Below are 22,712 nucleotides of genomic sequence, written 5' to 3'. Positions count from 1 at the left end.
GAGCAAGTCTTTTCCCACAAACTTTAGGCTAAACCCTGTAATAAACAAATACCTTAATCACGAACACAATAAAAGTCTAAATAATGAAAAAAGAATTATTATTCACATTCTCTGCTTTAATAGCTACGACTTCCTGCAACATCAAAAAAACAGATTCAGAGCAGATAGCAGGAAAAAAGCCGATGAATATCATCTATATCATGTCTGACGATCATTCTTACCAGACAATCGGTGCTTATGATAAACGCTTCATACAAACTCCAAATATAGACCGACTGGCAAACGAGGGAGTACGTTTCACCAATAGCTTTGTTGCCAATTCCATCAGTGGACCTAGTCGAGCCTGTATATTAACCGGTAAACATAGTCATGCTAATGGTTTCACTGATAACAGTTCCACATTTGATGGTTCCCAGCAAACATACCCCAAACTTTTACAAAAAGCCGGATATGAAACAGCAATAATCGGAAAGTGGCATCTAACTTCCGCTCCTACCGGATTTGATTATTCGGAAATTTTAATAGGCCAAGGCATTTATTACAACGCTCCATTTATCAAAAACGGGAAACAGGTCCCATCAAAAGGCTATGTTACCAACGTCATCACAGAAAAAGCAATCGACTGGATGGAGAATATACATGATAAAAATAAGCCTTTCTGCTTGTTACTCCATCACAAAGCTCCTCATCGTACATGGATGCCCGATACTTGTGATTTACAACTTTTCAGCGATACGACATTCGAGTTACCAGCCAATTTTTATGACGACTACAACGGTCGTCAAGCCGCTCATGAGCAAAAGATGAGTATCATAAAAGATATGGATTTAGTCTATGATTTAAAAATGGCTGATAAAGAAAATGAAATCCATACAACTACAGGGTTAGAGAATGCCGGACGCAGCATGTATAACAGTATGACACCCGAAGAGAAAGCTGCTTGGGATGCTCATTATGATCCAATCATTCAGAAATTCAAGAAAGACAAACTTTCTGGTAAGCAACTATCTGAATGGAAATATCAACAATATATGCGAGACTATTTACGTGTCATCCATTCCATAGACAGAAATATTGGAGTATTATTGAATTATTTAGAAAAGACAGGATTATTAGAAAACACAATGATTGTCTACACTTCCGACCAAGGATTCTATATGGGAGAACACGGATGGTTCGATAAACGTTTCATGTATGAGGAATCTTTCCGGACTCCTTTATTAATTCGTTTGCCGGGAGGAAAGAAAGGAGATATCGATGAGTTTGTCCAAAACATTGATTACGGACCGACCATCCTAGATTTAGCAGGAATCCAAATCCCATCCGATATGCATGGTATTTCCTTTTTGCCTCTGTTACGTGGAGAAAAAGTTGAGAACTGGCGTAAATCACTCTATTACCACTTTTATGAGTACCCTGCGGAGCATTCTGTTAAACGTCATTATGGCGTACGCACAGAACGTTATAAATTAATTCATTTTTATAACGATATCGATAAATGGGAATTATTTGATCTACAAGAAGATCCTATGGAGATGAACAACTTGTATGGAAAAACAGGATATGAGAATATCACTCATCAACTGGAAAAGGAGCTTATACGTTTACAAAAACAATATCAAGACACGAATGCCATGTCGTTTAATAAACAATTAATCCATGAATAAAATTAAATATATACTGTACATTACAGGAGTTTTAGCCTCGTATGACGGGCATAGTCAACCGACAAAGCCCAATATCATAGTTATCAATTGTGATGATATGGGATATGGAGACTTATCTTGTTTCGGAAGTCCTACGATAAAAACCCCGAATATCGACCGGATGGCTATAGAAGGACAAAAATGGAGTAGTTTTTACGTTTCAGCATCAGTCTCCTCCCCTAGCCGTGCCGGATTATTAACAGGCCGCCTAGGAGTCCGTACCGGAATGTATGGAGATCAACGCAGAGTCCTGTTTCCTGATTCCAAAGGGGGATTGCCTTCTGAGGAACTAACGATCGCAGAACTGCTGAAACAAGCCGGATATCATACGGCTTGCATAGGTAAATGGCATTTAGGACATTTACCAGAATACATGCCATTACGTCACGGCTTTGACTATTTTTACGGTTATCCTTATTCCAATGATATGAGCCGGAAGGAACAAATTAAATTAGGCAACACAAAATATCCTTATGAATATATTATTTATGAACAAGAAAAAGAGCTGGAAAGGGAGCCCCAACAATATAATTTAACGCAACAAGTGACGGAAGCTGCTATCCGCTACATTAAATCAAATGAGAATTCGCCTTTTTTCTTGTATTTAGCACACCCTATGCCTCATATGCCAGTATATGCCTCTACTGACTTTCAAGGTAAATCAGCCAGAGGCAAATATGGTGACACCGTAGAGGAACTGGATTGGAGTGTAGGACAAATCTTGCAAACATTAAAATCTGAAGGATTAGATAAAAACACATTGGTTATTTTCACATCCGATAATGGGCCATGGCTTTTATGTAAACAAGAAGGAGGATCACCGGGTCCGTTAAAGGATGGCAAAGCTTCCATGTTCGAAGGAGGGTTCCGCGTTCCATGTATTATGTGGGGAGCAATGGTTAAACCGGGATATATAACGGATATGGCTAGTACATTAGACTTACTACCTACATTTTGTGAGATAGCAGGAATTCCATTGCCTTCAGATCGGCATTATGATGGAATCAGCTTGCTAAATGTATTAAAAGATAAGTCTACTTGTAAACGCGATGTGTTTTACTTTTACAGAGGCAGTGAATTATATGCGATTCGAAAAGGTAAATATAAAGCCCATTTCTCTTATAGACCAGCTTATGGAGCAACGGATAAAATCGTATATGATAAACCTGTTTTATATGATTTAGGTACTGACCCTGGAGAATTATACAATATAGCAGAAGAACATCCGGATATTGTACAGGAATTAACCATGTTGGCCAATGCACATAAAGCTTCATTAAAGATTGCTAAGAGTATCTTCGACCAAAAGTAAACTATATGTCTTATACTATTCGGTGAATTTGTTTCTCTTATTTTTCAAGAAGCAAATTCACTGATTTTATTTTTAGAGAGAAAAGTCTTTTATAAAGTTTCCTACTATACAAAAACATCATCTTTATACATATTTTGCTTTAAAATCGCAGTTTTTTATGTAAGTTTGACCCCTAAAACAATTAAGAAACTGATCGTTAATAAAAATATGAAACACTACAACTTCGACGAAGTTATCGAACGGCATGGGACGAGTTGCGTGAAATTCGACCGTTTGAAAGAGATGTTCGGTGACGAGAATCTGATACCACTATGGGTGGCGGATATGGATTTCCGCACACCGGACTTTATTGTAGAGGCCCTGAAGAAACGTTGTGAGCACGAGATATTCGGCTATACATTCGGCTCCGACGAGTATTACGAGAGTATCATCAATTGGGTACACTACAAACATAACTGGAAAATACAACGGGAATGGATCAGCTATATCCCGGGAATCGTAAAGGGAATCGCTTTCGCTATCCAATGCTTTACGCAAAAAGGAGATAAGGTCATCATCCAGCCCCCTGTTTATCATCCGTTCCGCATCGTTCCGGAGAAAATGAAGCGTGAGGTCGTTTATAATCCGCTAAAGATGGTAGATGGTGTTTATGAGATGGATTTCGATCATCTTGAATCTATTATAGATGATAAATGCAAGGTATTGATCCTCTGCAACCCTCACAATCCGGGCGGGATCGTCTGGAAAAAGGAAACCTTGGTCCGATTGGCCGAGATTTGCGCCAAGCGCAATATTTTGGTTATCTCCGATGAGATTCATGCGGAAATGGCCTATCCTCAGTATACGCATTATCCATTCGCCTCCGTATCAGATACTGCCGCTTCTTGCAGCGTAACTTTCATGGCACCGAGCAAGACGTTCAATATCGCCGGTATCGTGACTTCCTACGCAATCGTACCCAATGATCGCATCCGGGAAGAATTTTACTCTTTCCTTGAGGCCGGAGAGTTTGGCGATGGCACGATCTTCGCTTATACGGCGACAACCGCCGCTTACACCTATGGTGCCGAATGGTTGCAACAAATGCGAATGTATATCATGGAGAATGTACGTTTCGTGGAAGAGTTCATGAAACTACATCTCCCCAAGATAAAAGTTTACCAGCCCCAAGCCTCCTTCCTCGTTTGGTTGGATTGCAGGGAACTGGAATTAAGTCAAGATGAACTCGTACACCTGTTCAAAGACAAAGCCGGACTAGCGCTGAACGACGGAAGTATCTTCGGCCCCGGGGGAGAAGGCCATATGCGTTTGAACATTGGTTGCCCCCGCTCTGTTTTAGATAAAGCGATGAACGCTCTTAAAAAGGCGGTGGATAAGAAATAAAATCGTATCTTTGCGAGCATTTCTATACATATTTAAAATACAAGACAAATGAAAATTACAGCAAACAAATACGTTGCGGTTACATACGACCTGAACGTTGGCGAAGGTGAAGAACGTGAGTTAATGGAAAAAGCGACGGTCGAGGCTCCTTTGAAATTCATCTACGGAACAGGCATGATGCTTCCGGCATTCGAGAAAGCCTTGAACGGGCTGGAAGTAGGTGGCACGTTCAACTTCTCCATCGAGCCAGCCGAGGCTTATGGCGAATATAACGAGGAGCACGTATTGGATCTTCCGAAGAATATCTTCGAGGTGGACGGTAAATTCGACGCCGAGATGATCAAGGAAGGTAATACCGTCCCAATGATGGATTCTAATGGCAACCGTATGAACGGCTCTGTATTGGAAGTGAAGGATGATATCGTGGTAATGGACTTCAACCATCCGTTGGCTGGCGAGACTTTGCATTTCAGCGGCGAGGTAATCGACGTACACGAACCGACAGCGGAAGAGATCGCAGCCTTCTCCGCTCCCGCAGGTGGATGTAGTTGCGGTTGCGACGATTGCGGTAGCGATTGTGGCGATAACCACGAGGGTGGTTGCGGTTGTGGTGGATGCCACTAAATAATGGGAAATTGAGAATTGAAAATTGAAAATTAGGAGAAGTGCCTAATCATCGGCTTTTGATTCTCAATTTTCAGTTTTCAATTTTCAATTAGACAAAACGGTGAATACTTTTGGTAATATTTATAGATTAACATCGTTCGGCGAATCGCACGGCCCCGGTATCGGCGGCGTGATCGACGGATGCCCAGCCGGGATCGAATTAGATACGGCATTCATCCAGCAAGAGCTGAACCGTCGTAAACCGGGACAATCCCGTATCACGACCCCCCGTAAAGAGGATGATGAGGTACAGTTTCTTTCCGGTATCTACGAGGGAAAGACAACCGGCACGCCGATAGGTTTCATCATCTGGAACAAAAACCAACATTCCTCGGACTATGACAATATGAAAACGGTTTACCGTCCTTCCCATGCTGATTATACCTATCAAACGAAATATGGAATCCGTGATCCCCGTGGAGGTGGACGTTCGTCCGCCCGGGAAACGATAGCTCGTTGCGTGGCTGGGGCCATCGCTAAACTCGCCCTTAAGCAATACGGCATACAGATTCAAGCTTATACCTCGCAGGTCGGCCCGATCCAATTAGCGGGTAGTTACCAAGATTATGATTTAAGCTTGACGGAGGAGAGCGACGTACGTTGCCCGGACCCGAAGACCGCCTCAGAGATGGAAACCTTGATCGCCGAGGTCAAATCAAAAGGAGATACGATCGGCGGTGTTATTACCTGTGTGGCGAAAGGGGTTCCCGTCGGATTGGGAGAGCCTGTGTTCGGCAAGTTACATGCCGCGTTGGGACATGCGATGCTTACGATCAACGCCGTGAAGGGCTTCGAGTATGGAGACGGATTCAACGCCGCCTTCTTCCGCGGATCGGAAAGGAACGATCGCTTTTTCAATGATAACGGGCATATCAATACTCGTACCAATAATTCCGGCGGTATCCAAGGAGGGATCTCCAACGGACAAGATATTTATTTCCGGGTAGCCTTTAAATCGGTCGCTACGATCTTGATGGAACAAGAAACGGTTAACATGGAGGGAGAGGATACGATATTAAAGGCACGCGGACGTCATGATCCATGCGTATTGCCTCGTGCGGTACCTATCGTCGAGTCTATGACCGCCATGACTTTATTGGATTATTTATTGATCCAGAAGACACGGGAAAACTTTTAAGACTAATTCTATATGGCTTGGATTCTGTTAATTATAGCCGGATTATTCGAGATCGGCTGGCCGCTGGGCTTTAAATTAGCAAGTATGCATTCCAAATATTTTATTTGGTTTATAGGTTTATCGATCTTATCCATGGGCTTAAGCGGTTATTTCTTATATCTCGCCCAGAAAAGCATCCCGATCGGTACAGCTTATGTAATCTGGACCGGGATCGGGGCTATAGGGACTGTTCTTCTTGGAATCTTGTTTTTCCATGATTCCGCAAATATATTCAGATTATTGTTCTTATCCTTGATATTGATAGGGATCGTCGGCCTGAAATTAGTCCATTAATCCGGGAGAAAAACACCAGTATTCGCATAGCCTCACGGCTGTATCGGTGTGAACTTACGCCAGTATAGGCGTAGGGCTATGCGGATACCGGCGTTAAACGATGCGGTTATTCATGATGGTAAGGCTCGTTATTCAAGATCGTCATCGCCCGGTAAATCTGCTCGATAAAGATCAATCGGATCATCTGGTGGGAAAAAGTCATCTTGCTCAACGAGATCTTTTCCGATGCCGCCTTATACACGGCCTCACTAAAACCGTAAGGACCGCCCACCACAAATACCAAGCGTTTCGGAACCGCATGCATTTTCTTTTCCAGATAAGTAGAAAATTGCATGGAGGTGAACTCCTTCCCTTTCTCGTCCAGCAACACCAAATAATCGCCGGGCTGCAAAGCCTTTAAAATCAATTCGCCCTCTTTCTCCTTTTGCTGCGCCTCTGAGAGGTTCTTCACGTTCTTTATATCCGGTATGACTTCCATTTCAAAGGGTATATAATGCGTCAAGCGATTTTTATACTCATTGATAGCCTCCACAAAATAACCGGCATCCGTCTTACCAATCACAATCAGTCCAATCTTCATCTACTTACATTTACAGGTTTAGAAAGGCTAAGTTACAAGAAAAATACATACCTTTGCAAAAACGAAACCAAATATTTATGGGAACAGATAGCTTAAAACTAGAATTTATACAAGACTTTTTAGCGGCGGATCTTGATGAATCATTTATCACTCGCCTAAAAAAAGAATTAAAAGACTTCTGTTCTTCAAAAAAAGCAGGAGTTTATCCATTGCAAACATGGGAGAGTTTGGGTGTTCATGAACGTGAGGCCTTCTACGAAACCGCCGAAAAACAGGTGCAACAAGGCCAAACGAGAAGCCATGATGAGGTAAAGAAAATGGTGCAACAATGGAAATGAGAGCAGACTGGGCTCATCCTTTTAGGATATTAATAGATGATGTATACAAGATCATCTACTATATAGACGAACCTTATATACACATCGTGGGTATTTTTGATTGCAGACAAGATATAAAGAAATTAAAGAAACTATTTTAAATAAAGAAAGCTTATGAAACGACTCTTACTTACATTCGCCTTGATATTCGCATTCGTATGTGCGCAGGCGGCGGATATTACCAGTATATCAAATGCTTTCAAGGCAGGAAATGCCTCCTCTCTATCCGGTGCTATGGATAAGGTGGTGGATGTAGCCTTGCCCGGTTCCTCTAAGAAATGTAACGGAAGTGAGGCCGTCTCTATGTTGTCCTCATTTTTCAGTTCGAATAAGCCTTCCGGATTCTCGGTCGTACATCATGCGGATAAAAAGGAAAGCGGTTTCCTTGTCGGAAAGCTTCCGACGTCTTCCGGTGAGTACCGTGTAAACATCACGTACCGTGCCGAAGGGAATACAGCGATTATACAATCAATCAGAATAGAATAAAAGATGGACAAACTTATTGACGACTTAATCAAATTAGCGTTTGCCGAGGATATTGGCGATGGTGATCATACCACCTTATGTTGCATCCCCGAGACTGCGATGGGGAAAAGCCAGCTGATCATCAAGGAAGATGGCGTATTGGCCGGCGTGGAAATGGCTAAACGTATCTTCCACGACTTCGATCCGGAACTGAAAATGACGGTCTTTATACAAGACGGAGCCGAAGTGAAAAAAGGGGATATAGCGTTCGTGGTGGAAGGTAAGATCCAATCCTTATTGCAGACCGAGCGGTTGATGCTGAACGTTATGCAACGCATGAGCGGTATCGCTACTACGACTCGTAAATACGCCAAGGCGTTAGAAGGCACCAAGACACACGTTCTAGATACTCGCAAGACAACTCCCGGTATGCGTATGATCGAGAAAGAGGCCGTACGTATCGGTGGCGGCATGAACCATCGCATCGGTTTGTTCGATATGATCTTATTGAAAGATAATCATGTGGATTTCGCCGGAGGCATCGAGCAGGCGATCACACATGCGCAAAACTATCTGAAAGAGAAAGGAAAGAGCCTGAAGATCGAGATCGAGGTTCGTAACTTCGACGAGTTGGAACAAGCCATGAAAGTAGGCGGTATCGATCGTATCATGTTGGATAATTTCAATATCAAGAATACAAAAGAAGCGGTTCGCCGCATCAACGGACGTTTCGAGGTAGAGTCTTCCGGTGGTATCACGTTCGACACATTACGTGATTACGCGGAATGTGGCGTAGACTTCATCTCCGTAGGGGCTTTGACTCACTCCGTGAAGAGCTTGGATATGAGCTTCAAAGCCTGCTAAAACGAAAAACGATCATTCTATAAAAAAACAGCCTTGAGAAGATCAACTTCTTGAGGCTGTTTTTCCTATATCTACCCTATTATCTTGATTCACTATCATTTCTGATAGAACTATTATCATTTTTAAAACATTGCCATTCCTTCCTTTCCCGTACTTTTAAGAACAAATTATTCAACCTAAAAATAGTATCATGAAAGAATTGAAAATGTTTATAGATGGCAGATTCATTGAGAATGAGTCTGGGAAATGGATCAAGGTATTGAATCCTTCTACCGAAGAGGTTATTTCACTGATGCCCGACGGGACGGTTGAAAATGCCAGAAAAGCGATCGATGCCGCAGAGAAAGCGCAGAATCAATGGGAAAGAACACCCTCTATAGAAAGGGCTGCTTATCTGACAAAGATAGCGACAGGCATCCGTAAGAGAGAGAAGGAACTGACCGACATCATCGTCCGTGAAGGAGGCAAAACCCAAGGACTCGCCAATGTTGAAGTTCTTTTTACCGCAGATTATATGGATTACATGGCAGGCTGGGCCCGTCGGTACGAAGGGGAAATCATTCCCAGTGACCGCCCTCATGAAAGCATTTTCTTATTTAAGAGACCGATTGGAGTAACGACAGGTATCCTACCTTGGAATTTCCCATTCTTTCTAGTCGCTCGTAAAGCCGCTCCGGCCTTGATCACCGGAAATACGATCGTGATAAAACCTAGCCAGCTTACGCCAGAGAACGCATACGTATTCGCACAGATCGTGGAGGAGGCAGGTTTGCCTGCCGGTGTTTTCAATCTGGTAAATGGACGGGGTAGCGTGATTGGGCATGAACTCGCGGCGAATCCGAAAGTAGGTATGGTTAGTCTGACAGGAAGCGTGGGAGCCGGACAACAAACCATGGCAGCTGCCGCTCCTAATATCACGAAAGTTTCTCTGGAGTTAGGAGGTAAAGCCCCGGCTATCGTGATGAAGGACGCAGATATCGATCTTGCTGTTAAGTCTATTATTGCCTCTCGTGTGATCAATACCGGACAGGTATGTAATTGTGCCGAACGGGTTTATGTAGACAAAGCGATAAAAGAGACCTTCATGGAAAAACTAGTCGCCGGCATGAAGCAGGTAAAAGTAGGAAACCCCAATGAGGTCGCGGATCTGGATATGGGACCGCTTATTGAAGCCAGCGCATTGGAGTCTATGGAGAAAAAAGTAGAGAGAGCGATCCAGCAAGGTGCTAGGCTACTGTGTGGTGGCCATAGGATCGGTACAAAAGGATATTTCTTCGAACCGACCGTTTTGGATTGTGTTACACAGAAAATGGATATCATACAAGAAGAGACTTTTGGCCCCATACTGCCGGTTGTCGAATATTCAGATATCAACGACGCTATCGCATGGGCGAATGATTGCGAATATGGATTGACATCTTCCGTATATACACAAAACTTGGATAATGCATTCAAGGTAATGCGTTCCTTAAAATTCGGGGAGACTTATATTAACCGTGAGAATTTTGAGGCTATGCAAGGCTTCCACGCGGGATGGCGTAAATCCGGAATCGGTGGCGCAGATGGAAAACATGGACTTGAGGAGTATTTGCAAACTCAAGTGGTTTATCTTGAGACAAAGGAATAAAAATAAGACTAAAGATCCCTCTTCTTGGGATCTTTAGCATATCTACTTAATCTAACGTCAAATTAAATTCATCCCTCAAACGACCCAAGGTAGGATTTATCTTCATCAGCAACTCTAGCTTCTCCGTGGATGTATAAGCCAAATGCTTCTCATTTCCCTCTACGATCCGGACACGCATCTGGATACGGCTATTAGTAAGATGCTGGCGGAGAAATGGCAGGATATGGATCGCATTATTGATCAATTCCTCTTGCTGCCCCGGGTTATGTACAGCTACCTCAAAATAATAATTCTCTTGCAAGGTAGGCTTGCAATTGATCATCGTATTCTTAAGATACACTTTCTTGTCAATCGTTGCGGCGTAATTATCCCATTCACGAACCAAGGAATCATTGTCAAAGGGAGTTACTACCTCCTTTACGTTCGTTGTCGCTTGTTGAACGGTTTGTTGCTTAGGCTTCTCCACTCCGATCTCCTTCATGGAGATTCCCATCGGACGAGCCGTTCTACGAACCGGATTAGGCGCTGTAGACGGAGGTGGCGCAGGAACCGAGCTCGGCATGTGCGTACTCATAACTTGTGGAGCACCGGCCGCTGCCGTAACTGAAGGAGCTTGAGGCGGCTGTTGAGGCTTCCCGCTATTCACCGCTTGAGAAGCTGGATTCGTCCCGGCGATCGGCTCAATCAGCGCTTTTTTTTTATCGTCGGCGGCTACCTGTGTTAATTGACAGAGCTGAATCAACGTCAATTCCAATAAAAGACGCTTATTGCGGCTGGCACGATAATTCAAATCGCACGTATTCGCTAGCTCTATCGCCTTGAACAGAAGTTGATCCGGACAATGTTTCGCCATCTCCTTATATCGTTCACGTATAGAAGCCCCCACCTCGAATAGCACCAAGGTGGACTCATCCCGGCATACCAATAAATCCCGGAAATGCCCGGCCAAACCGGTTATGATATTCTGCCCGTCGAATCCTTTGCCTAATATCTCGTTCAAGATCAATAAAGATGCCCGCACATTGCTAGATAAGATCGCATCCGTCAGACGAAAATAATACTCATAATCCAGCACGTTCAAGTTATCGATAACCGCTTGATACGTGATATTGCCATTCGTGAAACTTACCACTTGGTCAAAGATAGACAAAGCGTCGCGCATACCTCCATCCGCCTTCTGAGCGATCACGTTCAAGGCTTCCGGTTCCGCTGTTACCCCCTCTTGCGAAGAGACATATTGCAAATGCTCCACCATGTCGGCGATGGATATACGGGAGAAATCATAGATCTGACAACGGGAAAGGATCGTGGGAAGCACCTTGTGCTTCTCGGTCGTAGCCAAGATAAAGAGAGCATGATGCGGAGGTTCCTCCAATGTCTTCAAGAATGCGTTGAAAGCGGCGGTTGTCAGCATATGGACCTCGTCAATAATGAAGACTTTGTATTTACCGATTGGAGGCGGGATACGCACTTGGTCGATCAAGGTACGGATATCGTCCACCGAGTTATTCGAGGCGGCATCCAGTTCATGGATATTGTAAGAACGCTGCTCATTGAAAGCCCGGCACGACTCGCACGCATTGCAAGCCTCGCCATCCGCCGTCGGATTCAAGCAATTGATCGTTTTCGCAAAGATACGGGCACACGAGGTCTTTCCTACTCCACGAGGACCGCAAAACAGATAAGCATGCGCTAATTTGTTACTTTGTATCGCGTTTTTCAGCGTAGTGGTAAGAGACTTCTGCCCTACTACACTCCGGAAAGTGGACGGGCGATATTTTCTTGCCGATACAATATAATTATCCATTCTCTGCTTTTTATTGATAAGACAAAGATAAACAAAATAATTCATTATCTTTGCGAAAACGATGTTTCGATGTCACGCATAAAAGAGTTTTACATAAAGTATCTATCGTGGATCAACGCTTATTGGTTGGTTACCATCGTGTTCCTTATCGTCACCTTTACGGTGGGCGATAGCAGCCTGTATAAACGCTATACGTACGACGAGAAAATACGCGGCTTGGAGAAAGAGATCAAACATTACCAAAAGGAGATCGAAATCAACAGCAAGAAATTAAACGACCTGCATACGGACAAGGAGGGACTGGAACGTTTCGCCCGTGAAGAGTATTTTATGAAAAGGTCGAACGAGGATGTTTTTATTATCAAGGACAAATAAATGAATCAACAAATCAGATCGATTATTTTCGGCGTAGCGGGATTACTCGTATTAGCCGGTGCCGTATTGTTTCTTACTCATTGGGCTGTCGCCCCTTATTTATTCGCTGTCGGTGCGGCGGGTATAGCCGTTTGCTATCTGACCCTTCCGGTTAAGGACTTGGACTTTCGTCGCCGTCGGCTCCACCGTTTCAACGTATTCGCCGGACTTCTAATGATCGTATCTTCCGGCTTTATGTTCAACAACCGTACCGAGTGGATCCTTTGCTTGAGCGTAGCCGCTATCTTACAAGTATATACCGCTTTCGTTACTCCTAAAGAGTAATTGGCCGCAAAACGCAGCGCTACTGATCCGACCGATGAATATATACTGACCAAGCCAACGCAGTATATATTACTTTGCAGATACAGTATATCTTCTATAAAATCCCCGGTAAGTACCGTTAAAAAAGGGTGTATCAAACGTTCCTTTGATACACCCTTTCTTTTATAAATTCTATTAATAGCTTACTTGGCCGGAGAGGAATAATTCTTATTCAAGTATTCCAGCAATTCGCCTGTGATATCATAGGAATCGCCAGCCAAAAGGATATTATCTCCTACCGTATTGCTGAATACCACTTGATAGCCCCTACCCAGATTGAAAGCCTTCAATTGAGAAACAACCGTATCGCGTAATTGCTCGTTCAACTTCTGCTGCTCTTGCATCAACTCTTGAGCCAATTGGTTATCTAAGTTCTGCAACTCTTGTTGCTTATTCAATAAACGTTGTTGCTCTTGCTCCGCCCTCTCACGGGTAAGGAAAGCGTTATTTTCTACCTTACGCTGGAAATCTTGCATCTCGCCTTGTAAACTACGGGCTTTCTGGGTGATGTTAGCACGGGAATTCTCTTGTTTCTTCAAGATGATCTCGTTCAGATCCTTGGAATAATTGTAATTAAGTAACAGGGAATCCACATTTACATAAGCGATCGGAAGTAAGGCCGTTGTGTCTCCCGCTGACGCAAATGTTCTTGTTACGCTTGATTCTTTCTTGCCGGAAAATTGCATAATATACAAGATTACGACAGCCACCGCTAGCACACCGTTAATAACGTAGTTAATGTTCTTCATAAAGTGCAATTTAAATCTTATTTTTTTATTCTTTTATTTCGTTCATGATGTCATAGAGCCCCTTTTGCTTAACCGCCATACGATCCATGGTCTTCGCGCAAAATATACCTTTCTTACCCAACGCCTTGTTTCCTTCGATATGCGTATTCGGGAACCTTCCTCCCTTTTTCAACAGCACTTTTATCGATAGCAACACGACGCTGATAACAAGAATTATGACCGTAAATAATAACGTTGTAAGCATTTTCTCTATATTTGTGGACGCAAATATAAGAGTTTAAGTGATTACTAAGTGTCTTTTTGGCATTTTATTCTACTTTTTTTCGAACTAAGCTCTTTCAGTTGCGGTTTTATTAACTTTAGAGTAACATCTATAATACATTGTAACATTATGAAGATTACTGATTTAAAGCCTACTATCGTATGGAAGTTCTTCCATCAAGTAACCCAAGTGCCTCGCCCCTCAAAAAAGGAAGGCAAAATGATTGAATTCCTAGAATCATTCGCGAAAGAGTACAAAATAGCTATCAAGAAAGATGAAGCCGGCAACCTTTTAATGTCAAAGCCTGCCACTCCGGGAATGGAGGATCGTCCGGTAGTCGTATTGCAGTCTCACATGGATATGGTTTGCGAGAAAAATAACGGTACGAAACACGATTTCGACAATGATCCGATCGAGACGATCGTCGACGGCGAATGGCTGCGTGCCAACGGCACTACTTTGGGAGCCGATAATGGTATCGGTGTAGCGGCCGAGTTGGCTTTGCTTGCCTCAGATGATATCCAACACGGTCCGATCGAATGTTTGTTCACGGTAGACGAAGAAACAGGTTTGACCGGAGCGAAAGCCTTGAAAGAAGGTTTCATGACCGGAGATATCTTGTTAAATCTCGATAGCGAGGACGAGGGAGAGATCTTTATGGGTTGCGCCGGAGGTAAAGACACGCAAGCGACTTTCCATTACGAGCCAGTTCCTACGTCCGATAAGATGCAGTATTTCCGTATCGACGTGAAAGGGTTGAATGGCGGTCACTCCGGTGGCGAGATCCACAAAGGATTAGGCAATGCCAACAAGATCTTGGTTCGTTTCTTATTCTTATTGAAAAAGAAATATGATTTCGTTCTTTGCTCTATCGATGGAGGAAACTTACGTAACGCAATCGCTCGCGAGGCACACGCCGTGATCGGCTTGCATCCGGAAAATAAGGAGGATGTACGTATCTTGCTGAACCATTTCGCCGCCGACGTTGAAAATGAGTTGAAACATGTAGATCCGAACGTTCAGTTAGCGATGGAGTCCACGGATCGTCCGGAGTACCATATAGACAATGCCACCGCCGAGAAATTAATCTACGCCTTGCACGCTTGTCCGCACGGCGTAATCGGTATGAGCCACGATATAGAAGGCTTGGTAGAGACTTCTACCAACCTTGCTTCCGTAAAGATGAAAGAAGGCAATACGATCTTGGTCGGTACCAGCCAACGTAGCTCTATCGAATCATGCAAGATCGCTATCGCCAATACGGTAGCCTCCACGTTCCTATTGGCTGGAGCAGATGTAAAACATGGCGACGGCTATCCGGGATGGGCCCCGAACCCCGACTCTAAGATCTTGAAGATCGCACAGGAGACTTACAAACGCCTATTCAACAAAGACGCCAAGATCATGGCCATCCACGCCGGATTAGAGTGCGGTTTGTTCTTGGAAAAATATCCGAAACTGGATATGATCTCTTTCGGGCCTACTTTGCGTGACGTACATTCACCCAACGAGCGTATCGAGATCGCTACGGTCGGTTTATGGTGGAGCCACCTTCTTGAATTATTAAAGAGCATCCCCGCAAAATAAACCAACGTTTTTTGCGTTATAGGAAGAGGAAAGACACGATAACCGTGTCTATCCTCTTTTTTTATGTTAATGTCTTGCAACTTTTTTATGATAATTTTGTTTATCTATTGAAACAAGAACACAAGATATTTACAGTTAACATTTACGAAAATGAAAAGATTAACGATAACGCTATTTATACTCGCGACGCTTCTGTTGAACATGCTTCCGGCATGCGACGGTTTGGATGATCATTATTCCACCAACCCGACTTACCGGCTAAGCTTCTCGACAGACACGCTCGCTTTTGACACGATCTTCAGTACGATCGGTTCTACCACTCGTCAATTTATGATCTACAATAAAAATAGTGAACCTCTGAGCATTGAGTCCATCATGCTGGCCAGTGGAGAGGCAACCGGCTTCCGCATGAATGTGGATGGACGCAAAGGTAGCTCATTTAATAATGTAGGGATACTCGCCAACGACAGCATGTATGTATTCGTGGAAGTAACGGTCGATCCGAATGGGGGTAATCAACCTCTGTTGATACAGGATTCCGTACTTTTCACCGTGAATGGCATCCGTCAATCCGTATTATTGGAAGCCTATGGGCAGGATGTTAATCTTTACAAAGGCGGTGTTACGATTACAAAAGATTCTATCCTCACGGCCAATCGTCCTTATTTGATCTACGATAGTTTGGTTATCGCTAAAGGGGTTTCATTGAATATTGAGAAGGGGGCTACTTTCTATATGCATGATAAAGCGAGCCTGATCGTTCACGGCTCCATGAACGCTTTAGGCACCTTGGATGAGCCTATCACTTTCCGAGGCGACCGTTTGGATTATATACTAAATGATATATTACCGTATGACCGGACTCCCGGACAATGGGGAGGCATTACCTTTAAGGCGGATAGCTACGGGAATGTCTGGGATAATGTAATCGTACGTAATGGTACCTCCGGTGTATATTGCGAGCCTTCCACCCCGGACCGGCCAAAGATCAAGATAAATAACTCACAGATCACGAATATGGGGAGCGATCTATTCTTCGCCATCAATTGTGATGTTATCGCTACAAATACGGAATTCAGCAATGCCGGAGGAAGTGTACTCACTTTAGTCGGTGGTAAATATTACTTCGCTCACTGTACGATGGCTAATTACATGAGTTTAACCAAAAGGGAAATGGCCAGCGAGACTGTTCCTTTAGATAGTAAATGCCTGTACTTGCTCAATAACGTAACAGTAGACGGAAATGGCCCGTATCCTATCACGCAAGCTTATTTTGACAATTGCACTATCGATGGAAGTTACGATGTCGAATTAAAAGCAGATGGCAGTACAGATTTCGATTATCGGTTCAATCACTGTGCGCTTAAGGCCAAAGAATCCTCCAGCGATCACTTCAAGGAGGTCTTGTTCATCAAAAAGACTCCTTCCTATCGGAAAGTAGGAGGCAAGCAAAATAAATACACCTATGATTTCCGGCCAGATTCCGTATCGACTACCGGAGTCGGAAAAGCAGATCCCGAGATAACGAAGAATTATCCGATCGATCGTTACGGTGTCAACCGGCTAACCAGTTCAAACGGCCCGACCATAGGAGCCTACGAGTTTGTTCAGGAAGAGACCGAAGATTCAAACGAATAAGAATACATTACATATTAACAATTAATCAAAGCTTTAACTATGAAGATTTTTATGTTTTTTCTTTTATTCTTTGCCTCCCCTCCGTTATTTGCCCAAGCTACGTTCAAGGTTATGACCTATAATGTGGAGAACTTTTTCGACACAAGGGATAGTCCAACCAAGAACGACGATGAATTTCTACCTTCCGGCAACCGGTACTGGACACAAAGCCGCTACTATCATAAACTACAACAAATAGCGAAAGTAATAAGCGCTGCCGGGGAATGGAGCACACCGGCCTTAATAGCTCTTTGCGAAGTCGAGAATGACTCCGTCCTGTCTCATCTTACCCGTCGCACACCGCTCCGCTGGCAGGATTACCGATATATTATCACTCAAAGCCCCGATCCCAGAGGTATTAATGTCGCTCTTCTTTATCAACGAGATCAATTCTTTTATTTACGACATGAATCCATTCCAATTCGTTTCTCCGGGAACAAACACAAATTAACCCGAGATATCCTACACGTATATGGAAAGATCATAACAGGCGATACCTTAGATGTTTTCGTGTGTCATTTCCCCTCCCGCTACGGAGGAGAAAAAGAAAGTGAAAAGGATCGTTTTGACGCGGCCCGCACTTTACGGGGATCTAGCGATTCCCTGTTACTGATACGAGAAAAGCCGCAGATACTCATTATGGGAGACTTCAATGATACCCCTCAAGACAGAAGTATTTCCGAGATATTCGCTGCCCAAGCCTTTCCTGAAAATACGCAGATCACAGATTCCACATCTTGTACCTATTATAATTTGTTCGCAAGCCCCCATATAACTCAATTCCCGGGTAGTCATAAATACCAAGGCGAATGGAGCCAACTCGATCAAATAATCGTAAACCGGGATCTCATCACGCAAGAGTCTTCCATGCATATCATTCCGGAAAGCATCCACATATTCGCTCCTGATTTTTTATTGACTAAGGATAAAACATGGCGGGGGGTACGTCCTTTTCGAACCTATTACGGCTTTAAATATGAGGGCGGTTTTAGTGACCATTTACCATTAACAGTCGATTTCCTAATACGTTCTCAGATCAAACGCTGAAAGGAAAACATTGAAACCTTTTTTCCGATCTCTTGTTATCCTATTAAAGAAGAAAAGCTATGTAGTCAACAAGCAAACAGAACACATATGGAAATAAATCTCGCCTCAATCCGGCAAGAATACACAAAAGGAGGATTAAGGGAAAGTGAACTTCCGGATAACCCATTCTTGCTTTTCAGTCAATGGTTACAAGAGGCTATAGACAGCAAAGTAGATGAACCCACGGCCATGCTAGTAGGGACCGTATCTCCAGAAGGCAAACCTTCCACCCGTACCGTCTTATTAAAGGACCTGCATGATGATAAGTTTATTTTCTACTCCAACTACGAAAGCCGAAAAGGCAGGCAACTGGCACAAAACCCGGCAATCTCTCTTTCGTTTGTATGGCATCAATTAGAAAGGCAGGTACATATCGAAGGTACGGCTGAAAAAGTCCCCCCGGATGAATCGGATCAATATTTCAAAAAACGCCCGTATAAAAGCCGGATCGGAGCTCGTATATCCCCACAAAGTCAACCCATCGGCAGCCGTATGCAACTTATACGAGCTTTCATTAGAGAGGCAGCTCGTTGGATTGGAAAAGAAGTGGAGCGTCCGGCTCACTGGGGCGGGTATGCCGTCATTCCCGAACGTATCGAGTTCTGGCAAGGTAGGCCCAACCGGCTTCATGATCGCATAGTATATACCCTTCAACCGGACGGCCATTGGAAAAAAGAAAGGCTCGCCCCATGAAATCAGGTACAAGTCCGATACCAAAGGATAAGAGATAGATAATTCATCGAAAACGATTATCTTTGTCTGTCAAAATACGTAATACCTATGAATATTAGATCCATATATCTAGCCGGTCTATTCGCAATCATCGGCTCCCACATAATCAACACAAACGCCCAGCAACTTAGGAATCCTTTCGATTTCCCGATCTTACTGAGCGGAAACTTCGGTGAGTTAAGAAGTAATCATTTCCATTCCGGAATAGACTTCAAGACACAAGGGGTAGAAGGTAAACCCGTACATACGGTACAAGAAGGATACGTATCACGTATATCCGTAAGTCCATGGGGCTACGGTAACGGGCTTTACATCACACACCCGGATGGAACGACCACCGTATACGGCCATCTACAAAAATTCTCGAAGAAAATAGCGAATTATGTAAAAGAGCAACAATACGCACAAGAAAGTTTCAATGTAAATCTCTTCCTTACGCCGGATTTGCTTCCTGTCGAGAAAAATGAAGTCGTAGCGTTAAGCGGCAATACCGGAAGCTCTGGTGGACCTCATCTCCATTTTGAGATACGAGACACCGAGACCGAGGAAGTCATGGACCCCTTGGATTATTTCTCGGATCGGATAACCGATACCCGTCCTCCTAAAATCCAAGGAATACAGATCGTCCCCATCGAAGGAAAAGGCGTAGTAAACGGCAAAAGCAAGAAGCTTGAGATAAAACCCGTCACGGCGAAAAACGGGAAACAGACAATCACTGGAAAAATCGAGGCATGGGGAGAAATAGGGCTCGCTGTAAAAGCCTATGATTATATGGATAATACGACTAACATTTATGGCGTACGAGAAATCACGCTCACGGCAGACAGCCAAGTGATTTTCCATAGTAATCTCGATAAGTTCGCATTTGACGAGACCCGTTATCTGAACACATTCACAGATTACGAAGAATGGAAAGATCATCGCTCTTTCTATATGCGTAGTTTCATCGAGCCGGGAAACCGTCTACGCTTCCTTGAAAGCGTAAACCGGGGAATCTTGCGTATAGATGAACCTCGTACCTATCATTTGACGTATACACTTGCTGACGCTTTCGGCAATGCCACCCGTTTATCCATCTGGATCGAGGGAAAGAAACAAGAGATTCCCCAGATCGATACGACTCATACAGAATTATTCCATTGGGGTAGCGAGAATAGGTTCGGCGCTAAAGGCATCCGTCTCGTCATGCCTAAAGGTAATCTATATAATGACCTCTACTTCCGCTATTCGGTGAAAGAAGATAGTACCTCATTATCAGCCACCCACATATTGCACGATAAGCCAATCCCTTTGCATGGAACGGCCCAGTTATCACTATTCTTGCAAAGCGATACGCTTGAGAATAAACAACAATATGGTGTGGTTCGCTTACAAAACGGACGTGCCTCTTGGATGGGCGGTACATACCGTAATGGCTGGATCGACGCAAATATCAAGGAATTCGGCAGTTATAAGATACAACAAGATACAAAGGCTCCGGTTATCACGCCGATCAACCAACAGACGTGGATCAGCAAACAGAACTTCATATTCCGTTTGTCCGATAACTTAAGCGGGGTACAAACCTACCGGGGAGAAATAGACGGGCAGTTTGTCTTATTCGAGATGAATAATAAATCGGTTATTACCTATCGCTTCGATAAAAAGAGGTTGCAAAGAGGCAAGCATGAACTTAAATTAATCGTAACGGATGCTTGCGGAAATGAGTCGATTTATACACATCCGTTTACTTGGTAGGACGATTTATCGTATTTTTTAGGCAAAATATAAGTCCTTTGATTGCTTTACTTTAAGAAATTCGTATATTTGTTTCTTGTATATTTATCGTATTGAGTAGATTGCTCAACAATAAACACAATAATATTATAAACATGGAAAACAACGACTTATTAGAAATGGTAAGAAGTAAGGCACAAGGATGGCTTACGAAAAGTTATGATGCGGAAACTCGTGCTCAAGTTCAAGCGTTACTTGACAACGAAGATCCTACTGAGTTAATCGAGTGTTTTTATAAAGACCTAGAATTCGGAACAGGTGGATTGCGGGGAATCATGGGAGTAGGTTCAAATCGTATGAATATATATACGGTTGGCGCGGCTACCCAAGGTTTATCCAACTATCTGAAAAAGGAATTCGCAGATCTTGAGCAGATAAAGGTTGTCATCGGCCACGATTGCCGTAACAACAGCCGTAAGTTCGCGGAAATATCAGCCGATATCTTCTCCGCTAACGGTATCAAGGTTTATTTATTCGAAGACCTGCGTCCGACTCCGGAAATGTCATTCGCTATCCGTAAACTGGGATGCCAGAGCGGTATCATCTTGACGGCTTCTCACAATCCGAAAGAATACAACGGATACAAGGCTTATTGGGATGATGGCGCACAAATGATCGCCCCGCACGATAAGAATACGATCGCTGAGGTTAACAAGATCCGTAACGCTAGCGAGATTAAATTCAAAGGAAATAAAGAATTGATCGAGATCATCGGACAAGCGATCGATGATGAATATATCAAGGAATTAACAACGATTTCTTTGTCTCCGGAGGCTATTTCCCGCCATAAGGACATGAAGATCGTGTATACTCCAATTCACGGAACAGGTGTTAAATTGGTTCCTGCCGCTTTGAAAGCTTACGGATTCACGAACATTATCCATGTACCGGAACAAGATGTTGTTAGCGGTGATTTCCCGACGGTTATCTCTCCGAACCCGGAAGAGCCGGCTGCTTTAGCTATGGCTGTAGAGAAAGCAAAAGAGACTGACGCTGAATTGGTAATGGCTTCCGATCCGGACGCAGACCGTGTAGGTGCCGCCGTTAAGAATAACGAAGGCGAATGGGTACTTTTGAATGGTAACCAAACCGCTTTGATGTTCGTTTACTATTTAATCACTCGCTGGAAAGAGTTAGGTAAGATCAATGGTAAAGAATATATCGTAAAGACAATCGTTACGACAGAGACGATCAAGACGATCGCCGAGCGTAATGGCGTAGAAATGTACGATGTTTATACAGGCTTCAAATGGATCGCTAACGTTATGCGTGAGAACGAAGGCAAGAAAAACTATATTGGTGGTGGCGAGGAAAGCTACGGATTCCTTTGCGAGGATTTCGTTCGCGATAAAGACGCTGTTTCCGCTTGCGTTATCTTAGCCGAGATCGCAGCTTGGGCAAAAGATCAAGGTTTGAGTTTGTATCAATTGCTTCAGAAGATTTACGTGGAATACGGCTTCTCTAAGGAGAAAGGTATCTCTGTCGTGAAGAAAGGCAAGAGTGGAGCGGAAGAGATCGAGGCTATGATGAAAAAGTTCCGCGAGAACCCATTGACAGAGATCGCAGGCTCTAAGGTAACTTATTTCTACGATTACTCTACATTGAAAGGTAAGGACTATGCAGAGAACGAAACCGTTACATTAGATATGCCTACTACCTCTAATGTGCTTCAATACTTCACGGAAGATAATACGAAAGTATCTATCCGTCCTTCCGGAACAGAACCGAAGATCAAATTCTATTGCGAGGTTCACTCCAAGGTAAAGAGTATCGATGAATTGCCGGAGGCAGAGAAAGCGGCAGAAGAAAAGATCAATCAGATCAAGGCTTCTTTAGGGATCTAATCG

At 43.6% G+C, this 22,712-nt stretch carries 22 protein-coding genes; 18 read left to right on the top strand and 4 right to left on the bottom strand.

The features are described from left to right. The first annotated feature begins 83 nt into the window (after positions 1–83). The 6 genes from D7V92_RS03325 (at position 84) to D7V92_RS03300 (ending at position 6,538) form a co-directional block, all read left to right on the top strand. Complete coding sequence (locus tag D7V92_RS03325) at positions 84–1,667, top strand: sulfatase (protein WP_121772266.1); 1,584 nt, start codon at positions 84–86, stop codon at positions 1,665–1,667. Beyond that, on the top strand, positions 1,660–3,018 hold the full coding sequence (locus D7V92_RS03320) for a sulfatase (protein ID WP_005854440.1): 1,359 nt from the start codon (positions 1,660–1,662) through the stop codon (positions 3,016–3,018). The genes D7V92_RS03325 and D7V92_RS03320 overlap by 8 nt, the downstream gene beginning before the upstream one ends. A gap of 207 nt (positions 3,019–3,225) precedes the next feature. After that, positions 3,226–4,401 carry a MalY/PatB family protein gene (locus tag D7V92_RS03315; RefSeq protein ID WP_121772265.1) on the top strand — a complete coding sequence of 392 codons (1,176 nt, stop codon included), beginning with the start codon at positions 3,226–3,228 and terminating at the stop codon, positions 4,399–4,401. 48 nt (positions 4,402–4,449) lie between these two features. Further along, complete coding sequence (locus D7V92_RS03310; protein WP_005854436.1) at positions 4,450–5,025, top strand: peptidylprolyl isomerase; 576 nt, start codon at positions 4,450–4,452, stop codon at positions 5,023–5,025. Positions 5,026–5,128: 103 nt separating this feature from the next. Further along, complete coding sequence (aroC, locus tag D7V92_RS03305) at positions 5,129–6,205, top strand: chorismate synthase (protein WP_022192777.1); 1,077 nt, start codon at positions 5,129–5,131, stop codon at positions 6,203–6,205. 12 nt (positions 6,206–6,217) lie between these two features. After that, complete coding sequence (locus tag D7V92_RS03300) at positions 6,218–6,538, top strand: multidrug efflux SMR transporter (RefSeq protein WP_005854432.1); 321 nt, start codon at positions 6,218–6,220, stop codon at positions 6,536–6,538. A gap of 106 nt (positions 6,539–6,644) precedes the next feature. Here the strand turns inward: D7V92_RS03300 and rlmH are convergent, their stop codons facing one another. Continuing rightward, positions 6,645–7,118 carry a 23S rRNA (pseudouridine(1915)-N(3))-methyltransferase RlmH gene (gene rlmH, locus D7V92_RS03295; RefSeq protein WP_036613267.1) on the bottom strand — a complete coding sequence of 158 codons (474 nt, stop codon included), beginning with the start codon at positions 7,116–7,118 and terminating at the stop codon, positions 6,645–6,647. A 77-nt stretch (positions 7,119–7,195) separates the two neighbouring features. On the opposite strand from rlmH, the gene D7V92_RS03290 reads away from it, so the two are divergent. The 4 genes from D7V92_RS03290 (at position 7,196) to aldA (ending at position 10,451) form a co-directional block, all read left to right on the top strand. Next, positions 7,196–7,456, top strand: coding sequence for a hypothetical protein (locus D7V92_RS03290; RefSeq protein WP_036613269.1), 261 nt, complete (start codon positions 7,196–7,198; stop codon positions 7,454–7,456). A gap of 153 nt (positions 7,457–7,609) precedes the next feature. Next, a complete protein-coding gene (locus D7V92_RS03285) occupies positions 7,610–7,981 on the top strand; it encodes a DUF4783 domain-containing protein (RefSeq protein WP_008780051.1) in 372 nt (123 codons plus the stop codon). 3 nt (positions 7,982–7,984) lie between these two features. Beyond that, positions 7,985–8,824, top strand: a complete 840-nt coding sequence (nadC, locus tag D7V92_RS03280; protein ID WP_121772264.1) for a carboxylating nicotinate-nucleotide diphosphorylase — start codon at positions 7,985–7,987, stop codon at positions 8,822–8,824. A 190-nt stretch (positions 8,825–9,014) separates the two neighbouring features. Further along, positions 9,015–10,451, top strand: a complete 1,437-nt coding sequence (gene aldA / locus D7V92_RS03275; RefSeq protein WP_036631286.1) for an aldehyde dehydrogenase — start codon at positions 9,015–9,017, stop codon at positions 10,449–10,451. A 46-nt stretch (positions 10,452–10,497) separates the two neighbouring features. On the opposite strand, the gene D7V92_RS03270 is transcribed toward aldA, so the two are convergent. Continuing rightward, complete coding sequence (locus D7V92_RS03270; protein ID WP_121772263.1) at positions 10,498–12,258, bottom strand: DNA polymerase III subunit gamma/tau; 1,761 nt, start codon at positions 12,256–12,258, stop codon at positions 10,498–10,500. Between the two features lie 69 nt (positions 12,259–12,327). Between D7V92_RS03270 and D7V92_RS03265 the strand changes: the two genes are divergently transcribed. Then, on the top strand, positions 12,328–12,633 hold the full coding sequence (locus D7V92_RS03265; RefSeq protein ID WP_005854418.1) for a septum formation initiator family protein: 306 nt from the start codon (positions 12,328–12,330) through the stop codon (positions 12,631–12,633). Then, positions 12,634–12,957 (top strand): hypothetical protein, encoded by a 324-nt coding sequence (locus D7V92_RS03260; RefSeq protein WP_036613279.1) that lies wholly within the window; start codon positions 12,634–12,636, stop codon positions 12,955–12,957. It begins immediately after the preceding gene. A gap of 182 nt (positions 12,958–13,139) precedes the next feature. Here D7V92_RS03260 and D7V92_RS03255 read toward each other — a convergent pair whose 3' ends face one another. Both D7V92_RS03255 and D7V92_RS03250 read right to left on the bottom strand, forming a co-directional pair. Continuing rightward, positions 13,140–13,745, bottom strand: coding sequence for an OmpH family outer membrane protein (locus D7V92_RS03255; RefSeq protein WP_005854413.1), 606 nt, complete (start codon positions 13,743–13,745; stop codon positions 13,140–13,142). 25 nt (positions 13,746–13,770) lie between these two features. Then, positions 13,771–13,989, bottom strand: coding sequence for a hypothetical protein (locus D7V92_RS03250; RefSeq protein WP_036631282.1), 219 nt, complete (start codon positions 13,987–13,989; stop codon positions 13,771–13,773). 147 nt (positions 13,990–14,136) lie between these two features. Here D7V92_RS03250 and D7V92_RS03245 point away from each other — a divergent pair, with 147 nt between their 5' ends. From D7V92_RS03245 to D7V92_RS03220, 6 genes are all read left to right on the top strand, one after another. Continuing rightward, positions 14,137–15,594, top strand: coding sequence for an aminoacyl-histidine dipeptidase (locus D7V92_RS03245; protein WP_121772262.1), 1,458 nt, complete (start codon positions 14,137–14,139; stop codon positions 15,592–15,594). Between the two features lie 150 nt (positions 15,595–15,744). Continuing rightward, entirely contained in the window at positions 15,745–17,232 is a 1,488-nt protein-coding gene (locus D7V92_RS03240) for a hypothetical protein (RefSeq protein WP_005864361.1), read from the top strand. A 39-nt stretch (positions 17,233–17,271) separates the two neighbouring features. Continuing rightward, positions 17,272–18,318 carry an endonuclease/exonuclease/phosphatase family protein gene (locus D7V92_RS03235; protein ID WP_121772261.1) on the top strand — a complete coding sequence of 349 codons (1,047 nt, stop codon included), beginning with the start codon at positions 17,272–17,274 and terminating at the stop codon, positions 18,316–18,318. An 87-nt stretch (positions 18,319–18,405) separates the two neighbouring features. Beyond that, complete coding sequence (pdxH, locus tag D7V92_RS03230) at positions 18,406–19,050, top strand: pyridoxamine 5'-phosphate oxidase (RefSeq protein WP_005854404.1); 645 nt, start codon at positions 18,406–18,408, stop codon at positions 19,048–19,050. Between the two features lie 87 nt (positions 19,051–19,137). Next, positions 19,138–20,826: a M23 family metallopeptidase gene (locus D7V92_RS03225; protein ID WP_121772260.1), complete on the top strand. Its 1,689-nt coding sequence runs from the start codon at positions 19,138–19,140 to the stop codon at positions 20,824–20,826. A 134-nt stretch (positions 20,827–20,960) separates the two neighbouring features. Then, the gene (locus tag D7V92_RS03220) at positions 20,961–22,709 is read left to right on the top strand and encodes a phospho-sugar mutase (RefSeq protein WP_008780043.1); all 1,749 of its coding nucleotides are present in this window, start codon (positions 20,961–20,963) and stop codon (positions 22,707–22,709) included. The last annotated feature ends 3 nt before the right edge of the window (positions 22,710–22,712 follow it).

Source organism: Parabacteroides sp. CH2-D42-20 (assembly GCF_003670185.1).
In the GTDB taxonomy this organism is placed as follows: domain Bacteria; phylum Bacteroidota; class Bacteroidia; order Bacteroidales; family Tannerellaceae; genus Parabacteroides; species Parabacteroides distasonis.
The sequence above is the reverse complement of the archived record's forward strand: the minus strand, read 5'-3'. Positions and strand labels throughout refer to the sequence as shown.

Bases quoted from the DNA above. Each gene is read 5' to 3' on its own strand.
- D7V92_RS03325 (WP_121772266.1), top strand. From the start codon at position 84: ATGAAAAAAGAATTATTATTCACATTCTCTGCTTTAATAGCTACGACT.
- D7V92_RS03320 (WP_005854440.1), top strand. From the start codon at position 1,660: ATGAATAAAATTAAATATATACTGTACATTACAGGAGTTTTAGCCTCG.
- D7V92_RS03315 (WP_121772265.1), top strand. From the start codon at position 3,226: ATGAAACACTACAACTTCGACGAAGTTATCGAACGGCATGGGACGAGT.
- D7V92_RS03310 (WP_005854436.1), top strand. From the start codon at position 4,450: ATGAAAATTACAGCAAACAAATACGTTGCGGTTACATACGACCTGAAC.
- D7V92_RS03300 (WP_005854432.1), top strand. From the start codon at position 6,218: ATGGCTTGGATTCTGTTAATTATAGCCGGATTATTCGAGATCGGCTGG.
- rlmH (WP_036613267.1), bottom strand. From the start codon at position 7,118: ATGAAGATTGGACTGATTGTGATTGGTAAGACGGATGCCGGTTATTTT.
- D7V92_RS03290 (WP_036613269.1), top strand. From the start codon at position 7,196: ATGGGAACAGATAGCTTAAAACTAGAATTTATACAAGACTTTTTAGCG.
- D7V92_RS03285 (WP_008780051.1), top strand. From the start codon at position 7,610: ATGAAACGACTCTTACTTACATTCGCCTTGATATTCGCATTCGTATGT.
- nadC (WP_121772264.1), top strand. From the start codon at position 7,985: ATGGACAAACTTATTGACGACTTAATCAAATTAGCGTTTGCCGAGGAT.
- aldA (WP_036631286.1), top strand. From the start codon at position 9,015: ATGAAAGAATTGAAAATGTTTATAGATGGCAGATTCATTGAGAATGAG.
- D7V92_RS03270 (WP_121772263.1), bottom strand. From the start codon at position 12,258: ATGGATAATTATATTGTATCGGCAAGAAAATATCGCCCGTCCACTTTC.
- D7V92_RS03265 (WP_005854418.1), top strand. From the start codon at position 12,328: ATGTCACGCATAAAAGAGTTTTACATAAAGTATCTATCGTGGATCAAC.
- D7V92_RS03260 (WP_036613279.1), top strand. From the start codon at position 12,634: ATGAATCAACAAATCAGATCGATTATTTTCGGCGTAGCGGGATTACTC.
- D7V92_RS03255 (WP_005854413.1), bottom strand. From the start codon at position 13,745: ATGAAGAACATTAACTACGTTATTAACGGTGTGCTAGCGGTGGCTGTC.
- D7V92_RS03250 (WP_036631282.1), bottom strand. From the start codon at position 13,989: ATGCTTACAACGTTATTATTTACGGTCATAATTCTTGTTATCAGCGTC.
- D7V92_RS03245 (WP_121772262.1), top strand. From the start codon at position 14,137: ATGAAGATTACTGATTTAAAGCCTACTATCGTATGGAAGTTCTTCCAT.
- D7V92_RS03240 (WP_005864361.1), top strand. From the start codon at position 15,745: ATGAAAAGATTAACGATAACGCTATTTATACTCGCGACGCTTCTGTTG.
- D7V92_RS03235 (WP_121772261.1), top strand. From the start codon at position 17,272: ATGAAGATTTTTATGTTTTTTCTTTTATTCTTTGCCTCCCCTCCGTTA.
- pdxH (WP_005854404.1), top strand. From the start codon at position 18,406: ATGGAAATAAATCTCGCCTCAATCCGGCAAGAATACACAAAAGGAGGA.
- D7V92_RS03225 (WP_121772260.1), top strand. From the start codon at position 19,138: ATGAATATTAGATCCATATATCTAGCCGGTCTATTCGCAATCATCGGC.
- D7V92_RS03220 (WP_008780043.1), top strand. From the start codon at position 20,961: ATGGAAAACAACGACTTATTAGAAATGGTAAGAAGTAAGGCACAAGGA.